Here is a 6,515-nt window from a genome sequence, read left to right on the forward strand (position 1 = left end):
GAAGAAAAATGTTTATTACATTTGCAAACCTTTCGATACCGAAAGGTTTCTTCGTTTAGAAGAACTCCAAACCATTTTTTTGAATCCATTTCCATTTACTGTTTTTACTATTAATTTATTATGCTGGAATATTCTATTTTAGGCATACCAGTACTTGAGTGGATTGGTTATGCCGCATCAGTATTGGTATTACTTTCTTTAACAATGACTTCGATTGTAAAATTGAGATGGTATAATTTAGCTGGTGCTGTACTTTTTTCTACTTACGGTTTTTTAATTGGTTCTTTGCCAGTTGGAATTATGAATTTTCTTATTGTATGCGCAAACCTCTACAATTTGCGCAAGATGTACAAACGCACAGAAAATTTTAAAATCATAGAAATCAAAGAAAACGACGAACTCTTAATGCATTTTCTTGACTACTATAAGAAAGACATCAAAATTTTCTTTCCAGATTTTAACATGAAAAAAGGGCAAGTAGGAATGTTTGTTCTCAGAGATATGGCGGTAGCTGGAATTTTTCTCGGTTCGAAAAACCAAAACAATTTGCGTATCGATTTAGATTATGCATTGCCACAATATCGCGATTTTAAAGTTGGAAAATACCTATATAACCAATTGAGTACCATCTTAAGCAAACACAATATTCACTCTGTATATTGCGATACAAACATGAATCTTATTTATATGGAGAAAATGGGATTTGAAACTTCTGAAAAAGATGGGATTTCTATCATGCAAAAAGCACTGAAAAAACAAATTTAGAACTTTTCCTTTCATCTTCATTCATTGTGTACTGTCAAATTGATCCAAAAAAATTAAGTTATCACAACAGAAAAGAAACAATAAAAATATATTTTCGTATTTTTAAATAAAGGCTTGCAATTATAACAGAAAAAAAACCTATATTTGCACCGCCTTAAAAGGGAAAAGGATGCGTAGCATAACTGGATAGTGCACTACGTTACGGCCGTAGAGGTTGGGGGTTCGAATCCCTCCGCGTTCACAAAAAACTCATCAATAAATTGATGAGTTTTTTTTATGCACTTCTAATTACAACCTACCAATTTATTCTTCCCGTTAAATTCCCTTGCATCACTTGGTCTACTTCGTCAATACTAACATCATTTTCATCGCCTGAGATTGTGTGTTTTAGAAAAGAAGCAGCAACAGCAAAATCAATTGTTTTTTGAGAGTCTTTTGGATAGGTTAGAAAGCCATAAATCAAACCAGCCATTAATGCATCTCCTCCGCCTACACGATCAACAATATGAGTCATTTGGTAGGATGGTGATTTAAAAACCTTATTTCCATCAAAAAGGATCCCCTCCCAAGTATTGTAGTTAGCATTAATCGTACCCCGCCGAGTAGTAATTATTTTTTCTATTCTCGGAAACTTTTCCATAAGTTGTTTAGAAACTTTTCCGAAAGTTTCATTTGAGTATTCTACATCAGCTGATAAGTGAGTATCTACCCCCAACACTCTCACTGCATCAAATTCATTTCCGATAAGAACATTTGTTCTGGCAATTAAAGCTGGCATCTCCTCCTCAACTTTATGGCCTTTTTTCCATAGTTTGCTGCGATAATTTACATCGCAAGAAACTGGAATGCCTTTCTGGTTAGCCTTGCATAATGCTTCTTTTAGTACCTCTGTAGCTCCAGCAGAAATAGCAGGTGTAATACCTGTCCAATGGAACCAATCGGCATCCTCAAACACAGCATCCCAATCAATCATACCTTTCTTTAAAGAAGTAAAAGCAGAATTTTCCCGATCGTACACCACTTTAGACCCCCTAGCTACAGCTCCTGTTTCCAAAAAATAAATCCCCATGCGATCACCACCAAAAATAATATGATCGGTATCCACACCATATCCATTCAACTTTTGTTGGCAAGATTTACCAATATCATTAGCTGGCAAACGTGTAACATAGGCAGTAGGAATACCAAAATTTGCTAATGATACCGATACATTTACTTCTCCACCACCATAGGTAGCTTCAAAGTTATTCGTTTGAGAAAAACGATTGTAACCAGGAGTTGCCAATCGCAGCATTATTTCACCAAAAGTGATCACCTTTTTACTCATTACATTTTGAATCTAGTTGTACGTTAAAAATCAAACTAATAGATTAAAAAAACCATAATTTAATTGCCAATGCCAATATGGTAACCAAAAGAATCGCTTTTATCCATTTATCTCCTCGTTTCACAGAGAAAACGGAACCTAAATATCCGCCAAAAGAATTTCCAACGGCCAAAATAAGAGCATATCTCCAGTTGATGGCATCCTTATAAATAAATACGCCTACTGCAGCTATGGTATATACCAAGGCAACAGTAACTTTGATACTATTTGTTTTTACTAAACTAAAACCGTTTAATTTTGTAAGTGCGAGAATAATAATAAAACCAATTCCTGCATGTAGAAAACCACCATAAATACCAATGAAAAAGAAGCTAATCACTCCCCACATTTGATTTTTAAATTCCATTTTCTCCCCCTTAGCAACTTCACCAGCTTTCGTATTGGATAGAATTAGTATAGCAACTCCCACCATTACAACAGAAAGAATTTTCTTAAACAGATTTTCATCAATATCCACAACTAAAAAAGCTCCCAATGTAGAACCTATTAGTGCAGATATCCCCAAATAAATACTGTATGGATATGAGCTTATGCCCTTTTGATTAAATTTAGCAATAGCAAAACTGTTTTGTGCTAAAATTGCAATGCGGTTGGTACCATTAGCAATGGTAGGAGGCAAACCTAAAAAAATTAATAAAGGCAAGGTTATTAGCGATCCTCCGCCTGCAACTACATTTAAAAATCCGGCAAAAACACCAGCCACTACAATAAAACTTGATTCTAATAGATCCATTATTCCTATTTTCATGTAAGAATTTCGGCACAAAGCCAAGCTCTTCCTATTTACATTTATAAATTTTGGTAGCTAGCTTGCAGAAACAAATTCGCTTGACAATATGATTTAAATAATAATCATACCCTTATTATACCTTTACCATTTGTCATGCTTACTGACACACAAAAAAAGTTCAATATATTAAATCGTAAGTACAAAAGAAGTTGATTATAAAATCCTGATTCCAAGAAGAATTAGAATCATTAGTAGTAGAAAAGACCAAATAATCAGTAGGAAAACAATGAAACTGAGTAAAAAATTGTGCGCTTACACGCACAATATACTTATAATACTCTTTTACTAAATTCTAATACTTTATGCAAATGCTCCGACATAAGCAAAGCGGCTTGCTCGCCATCTTGCTTTTTAATCGCATCTAAAATACTTCGATGATAGTTCAAGTTTGTAGAGGCTTCATCAACAACGCAAACATGTTCTCTTTTATATATTGCAAGAATATCAGGCAAAATAATTAACATCATAGTTTTCACCACAGCATTATGACTTGCTTCAGCAATTTTTAAATGAAATAAAAAGTCTTCATTTTCGGCAGACTGTTTACTTTTCACTCTTTTTTCGTAAGCGATTAATGCCTCTTCTAACTTTACAATGTCTTCATCATTTCTTCTTTCAGCTGCTTTTCTAACTGAAAAAAGCTCCATACTAACACGTGTTTCAACAAGAGAAAAGAAATCTGGACGTTCAATTTTCATTACATTTAAAAACAGACCTTCCATTGCAGAAATATCAGTACCATTCACAACAACACCAGATTGAGGAAGCGTTTTTAGAATTCCAAAAAATTCCAACTTTTTGATCGCATCCCTAATATATGTTCTTCCTATCCCTAATTTTTCAGACAATTTTCTTTCCGAAGGCAACTTATCCCCGGGGGAAAGGTATCCTGAAACAATTAAACTCCTAATCTGACGTATAATTTTATCAACTGGAGTTTCTACTTGTATTTCTTTAAAGTTATCTAATAAATCCATGCAAATGACTAATATTTCAACTTGTCTAAAAACGTAGACTATTGGTATGACAAATTTAGTCACTTTTTACCTGTTTACAAGCTCCGGCAATAATAATTAAACAGAAGCCAAACCAAACAAGGCAGAAACCTCACTCTTAACGCCCTAAACAAACAACAACCAGCAATTACCTTGCAGTAGTATTAACTTAATAGTTATCATATCTACAAACACCTATTAATTTGGTCTACCATTACATCAACGAATGACGAGCGAACGAAAATTTCTGCCTCTCCTTCTACACACTATAATATATTTTACTTTTTTAAATCCTGAACAATCTGTAATGCATTTTTTGCTGTTTTCGTAAGTTCATCGTATTTACCCTCAACAATTATATCTTTTCCGATTAGCTGAGAACCCATTCCAACGCAAGTTACTCCAGCCTTAAACCATTTTGTAAGATTTTCTCGATCGGGACTAACACCACCTGTAGGCATAATGGAAGACCATGAACAAGGACCTTTAATTGCTTTAACAAATTCGGGACCACCAACCGATGAACCTGGAAATATTTTACATACTTCAGCTCCTAATTCCTCGGCATAGTTAATGTCACTAAGACTTCCACAACCTGGCGACCACAGAATTTTTCTTCTGTTACATACTTTAGCCATTTCTGGATTCAAAATCGGAGAAACTACAAAATTAGCACCTAATTGGATGTATAAAGCTGTGGTACCAGGATCAACAATTGAACCGATTCCAAGCATCATTTCTGGTGTATTAACTGATGACCATTTGATCAATTCTGCAAACACTTCATGTGCAAAATCGCCTCGATTTGTAAATTCAAACACTCGAATCCCACCCTGGTAACAAGCTTTTACAACCTTTTTGCAAATTTCAATATCTTTATGAAAGAAAACCGGAACAATGCCTGTTTCTGCCATTTTTAATGCAACCTCTATTCTAGAAAATTGTGCCATTCTATTTCTAATTATAAATTATAAGTATGGAATTATAGCCACTTGTATGACATCTTTAAACTAACATCAAACAGAGTCTAACTAAATCCTTTTTCTTACTTAATTTTAGCGAGCTACTCTACCAGAAGCGTCACCCTCCATCAATTTTTCAACTTCATCAACAGTCACTTGATTAAAATCACCATAGATTGTATGTTTTAAACAAGAAGCTGCTACCGCGAAGTTTAATGCTTTTTGGTCGTTTTTGGGCCAGGTTAGCAAACCATAAATTAATCCACCCATAAATGAATCTCCACCACCCACACGATCAACAATATGTGTTATTTGATAAGTTGGTGATTCGAAAAGAGTTTTACCATCCCAAAGTACACCTGCCCAAGAGTTATGATTTGCATTAATAGAGCCACGTAAAGTAGTAATTACTTTTTTACAGCGTGGGTATTGTGCCATAATTTGCTTAGATACAGACTCATAAGCTGCACCTTCTACGTGACCTCCCGTTACATCAACACCTTCAGGTTTTACCCCAAGTACTTTCTCTGCATCTTCTTCATTTCCAAGAATAACATCGGTACCTGCAACCAATTTAGGCATTACTTCACCAGCTGTTTTTCCATATTTCCAAAGATTCTTTCTATAGTTCAAATCACAGGATACTGGAATTCCTTTTTCGTTTGCTTTTTTGATAGCCTCCAGACATACGTCGGCAGCTTCTTGAGAAATGGCAGGAGTAATCCCTGTCCAATGAAACCATGTAGCACCTTCAAATACCTTATCCCAGTCAATCATCCCTACTTCCACTTGAGAAATGGCAGAATTAGCTCGATCATACACAACTTTACTTCCACGGCTAACAGCACCAGTTTCCAGAAAATAGATTCCTAAACGATCACCTCCATATATGATATTATCGATGCCAACGCCATATTTTCGTAAATCCATGGCACAAGCTCTACCGATATCATTTTTTGGCAAACGGGTTACAAATTCAGAAGCGATACCATAATTTGCTAAAGAAACAGCAACATTGGCTTCACCGCCCCCATAGGTTGCAACAAATTCAGATGCTTGATTAAACCTCTGATATCCAGGAGTAGATAATCGCAACATAATTTCTCCAAAACTAACAACTTTTTGACTCATACTATTTTGAATGTAAAAAATTAAAAACCAATTCCGAGGGAGTGATTGGGAATAATACAACTCCCCGGAATCTGCTAACCAAAGGGTTTATAAAAAGCCTAACCCTCCTTTAATATCAATAGTAATGCTTGTTACAAATAATGCTACATCAGAAGCCTAGCTCTGCAAATATATTCTCATCAAGAATAACTTTTCTCAAAAATGAAATTCTGCAGGACTAGTATCACTTACCTGATTTTTTTGTAAAATCATTGTTTAACTTTGTAGCTACCATACCCGAATTAAAGCATAACTCTAACTCATTAAAGTCCTAATTAATAAAACGGACCTCTTATATTCCTAGGGCTTGACCTCCACCAATTTGAATGGTTTCAGCAGTAATGAATGATGCATCATCACTTGCTAAGAAAGAGATAACAGAAGCAACTTCTTCTGGTTTACCAATTCTTCCTAACAAAATACTGTTTGCCCATGATGCAAACACC

Annotated in this window: 7 protein-coding genes and 1 tRNA gene; 2 read left to right on the forward strand and 6 right to left on the reverse strand. The window is 35.0% G+C overall.

All coding sequences use genetic code 11. The features are described from left to right. Nucleotides 1-120 precede the first annotated feature (120 nt). Nucleotides 121-765: a hypothetical protein gene (locus tag ABYT26_RS06615; RefSeq protein ID WP_372752125.1), complete on the forward strand. Its 645-nt coding sequence runs from the start codon at nt 121-123 to the stop codon at nt 763-765. A 167-nt stretch (nt 766-932) separates the two neighbouring features. After that, nucleotides 933-1,006 (forward strand) — tRNA-Arg (locus tag ABYT26_RS06620). A gap of 54 nt (nt 1,007-1,060) precedes the next feature. On the opposite strand, the gene ABYT26_RS06625 is transcribed toward ABYT26_RS06620, so the two are convergent. The 6 genes from ABYT26_RS06625 to ABYT26_RS06650 all read right to left on the reverse strand — a co-directional run bounded on the left by ABYT26_RS06625 (nt 1,061) and on the right by ABYT26_RS06650 (nt 6,514). Then, on the reverse strand, nt 1,061-2,092 hold the full coding sequence (locus ABYT26_RS06625; RefSeq protein WP_372752127.1) for a PfkB family carbohydrate kinase: 1,032 nt from the start codon (nt 2,090-2,092) through the stop codon (nt 1,061-1,063). A gap of 43 nt (nt 2,093-2,135) precedes the next feature. Further along, nucleotides 2,136-2,900 (reverse strand): sulfite exporter TauE/SafE family protein, encoded by a 765-nt coding sequence (locus ABYT26_RS06630; protein ID WP_372752129.1) that lies wholly within the window; start codon nt 2,898-2,900, stop codon nt 2,136-2,138. A 311-nt stretch (nt 2,901-3,211) separates the two neighbouring features. Continuing rightward, nucleotides 3,212-3,919 (reverse strand): FadR/GntR family transcriptional regulator, encoded by a 708-nt coding sequence (locus ABYT26_RS06635; protein WP_372752131.1) that lies wholly within the window; start codon nt 3,917-3,919, stop codon nt 3,212-3,214. A gap of 296 nt (nt 3,920-4,215) precedes the next feature. Next, nucleotides 4,216-4,887 (reverse strand): bifunctional 4-hydroxy-2-oxoglutarate aldolase/2-dehydro-3-deoxy-phosphogluconate aldolase, encoded by a 672-nt coding sequence (locus ABYT26_RS06640; RefSeq protein ID WP_372752133.1) that lies wholly within the window; start codon nt 4,885-4,887, stop codon nt 4,216-4,218. 105 nt (nt 4,888-4,992) lie between these two features. Continuing rightward, nucleotides 4,993-6,030, reverse strand: a complete 1,038-nt coding sequence (locus tag ABYT26_RS06645) for a PfkB family carbohydrate kinase (RefSeq protein ID WP_372752135.1) — start codon at nt 6,028-6,030, stop codon at nt 4,993-4,995. A 331-nt stretch (nt 6,031-6,361) separates the two neighbouring features. Next, entirely contained in the window at nt 6,362-6,514 is a 153-nt protein-coding gene (locus tag ABYT26_RS06650; protein ID WP_372752137.1) for an SDR family oxidoreductase, read from the reverse strand. Between the last annotated feature and the right edge of the window lies 1 nt (nt 6,515).

Origin of the sequence: Labilibaculum sp. (assembly GCF_041595635.1) — a bacterium.
GTDB lineage: Bacteria > Bacteroidota > Bacteroidia > Bacteroidales > Marinifilaceae > Labilibaculum.

What these genes read in the sequence shown, in the direction of transcription:
- ABYT26_RS06615 (WP_372752125.1), top strand. Translation starts at nt 121, where the DNA reads ATGCTGGAATATTCTATTTTAGGCATACCAGTACTTGAGTGGATTGGT.
- ABYT26_RS06625 (WP_372752127.1), bottom strand. Translation starts at nt 2,092, where the DNA reads ATGAGTAAAAAGGTGATCACTTTTGGTGAAATAATGCTGCGATTGGCA.
- ABYT26_RS06630 (WP_372752129.1), bottom strand. Translation starts at nt 2,900, where the DNA reads ATGAAAATAGGAATAATGGATCTATTAGAATCAAGTTTTATTGTAGTG.
- ABYT26_RS06635 (WP_372752131.1), bottom strand. Translation starts at nt 3,919, where the DNA reads ATGGATTTATTAGATAACTTTAAAGAAATACAAGTAGAAACTCCAGTT.
- ABYT26_RS06640 (WP_372752133.1), bottom strand. Translation starts at nt 4,887, where the DNA reads ATGGCACAATTTTCTAGAATAGAGGTTGCATTAAAAATGGCAGAAACA.
- ABYT26_RS06645 (WP_372752135.1), bottom strand. Translation starts at nt 6,030, where the DNA reads ATGAGTCAAAAAGTTGTTAGTTTTGGAGAAATTATGTTGCGATTATCT.